A 1,236-nucleotide genomic window follows, 5' to 3' on the forward strand; every position below is an offset into this window, starting at 1 on the left:
GGCGGTTTCAAGTGTTCGTCGCAACGGTGAGTAGTTGATCAAGCTTCTCAGCTGGGGTGGCGAAGTCCAAGATCTTGCGGGGTCGGGTGTTGAGGAGTCGTTCGGCTTCGAGGACTTGGTGGTCGGTGATGGTGGTGAAGTCGGTGCCTTTGGGGAAGAACTCGCGGAGCAGGCCGTTGCCGTTCTCGTTGGTGGGGCGTTGCCAGGGCGAGTGGGGATCGCAGAAGAACACCGGGCAGTCGGTGACGGTGGTGAACTTGGCGTGGTCGGCCATTTCCACGCCCTGGTCCCAGGTCAGGGATCGCCACAACGCTGCTGGGAGTCGTCCGGCCATTTGGGTGAGTCGGTCGGTCACTGTGGCGGTGTCGTGCACGGTGAGCCGGCTGATCAGGCAGAACCGGGTGTTGCGTTCGAACAAGGTGATCAGAGCGGAGCGGAGATCACCACCGATGATCAAATCGCCTTCCCAGTGACCGGGCACGGCCCGGTCATCGGCCTCGGCCGGGCGGGCCGTGATCGTGGCCTCACCGATCCAGGACCGGTTCGACCGCGGCCCGAGCTTGGACCGGGGACGGCGGGTGGTCCGGCCCGACCGCAACGCCTTCTCCACGCCCAGCTCGTGCCGTAACGCTCCGGCGCCCTGAACGTAGAGGGCCTGGTAGATCGTTTCGTGGCTCACCTGCATATCGTCACGTCCGGCGAAGTCTCGGGCCAGCCTGCCGCTGATCTGCTCGGGTGACTGCTTGTTGTTCAACCGGACGATCAACTCGTCCCACAACTCGGTCCCGGGTCTGATCTTGACCCGGTCCGGCTTCGGCCGTCGCCGCCGCTCCTCGGCCCGTCGTTGGGCGATCCTGCATCGGTAACGACCGTCCACGCTGCCGGCATCGACCTCACGCTTCACCGTGGACCGGTGCACCCCCAACTCCCGGGCGATCGCAGCATGCCGCCAACGTTCCCGGAGCCGGATCGCGATCACCACCCGCCCAGCCAGCGTCAACCGGCCGTTCTCATCCAGATGGTCCCCCTCGGGCAGCACCCGCGGATGCCGCAACCGCGGACGACGTCGAAACTCACTGACCGCGGCGATCCCGCCGATCCGACCCGGCTGCAATTCCATGCCGGCCAGATTCGCCCACCGAACCACACTCCGGGCATTAGCCCCGACCTGACGCGCCGCCTCCGTGCACGACTCACCCGCCGCCACCAACTCCAACACCCGCGCCCGCAACCCAG

1 protein-coding gene is annotated in these 1,236 nt (G+C 66.3%); it reads right to left on the reverse strand.

The features are described 5' to 3' along the window. Positions 1-7: 7 nt before the first annotated feature. A complete protein-coding gene (locus ACFQU4_RS37620) occupies positions 8-1,231 on the reverse strand; it encodes an IS30 family transposase (RefSeq protein ID WP_377502454.1) in 1,224 nt (407 codons plus the stop codon). Positions 1,232-1,236 lie beyond the last annotated feature (5 nt).

Source organism: Microlunatus sp. GCM10028923 (genome assembly GCF_042666975.1).
Lineage (GTDB): Bacteria > Actinomycetota > Actinomycetes > Propionibacteriales > Propionibacteriaceae > Microlunatus.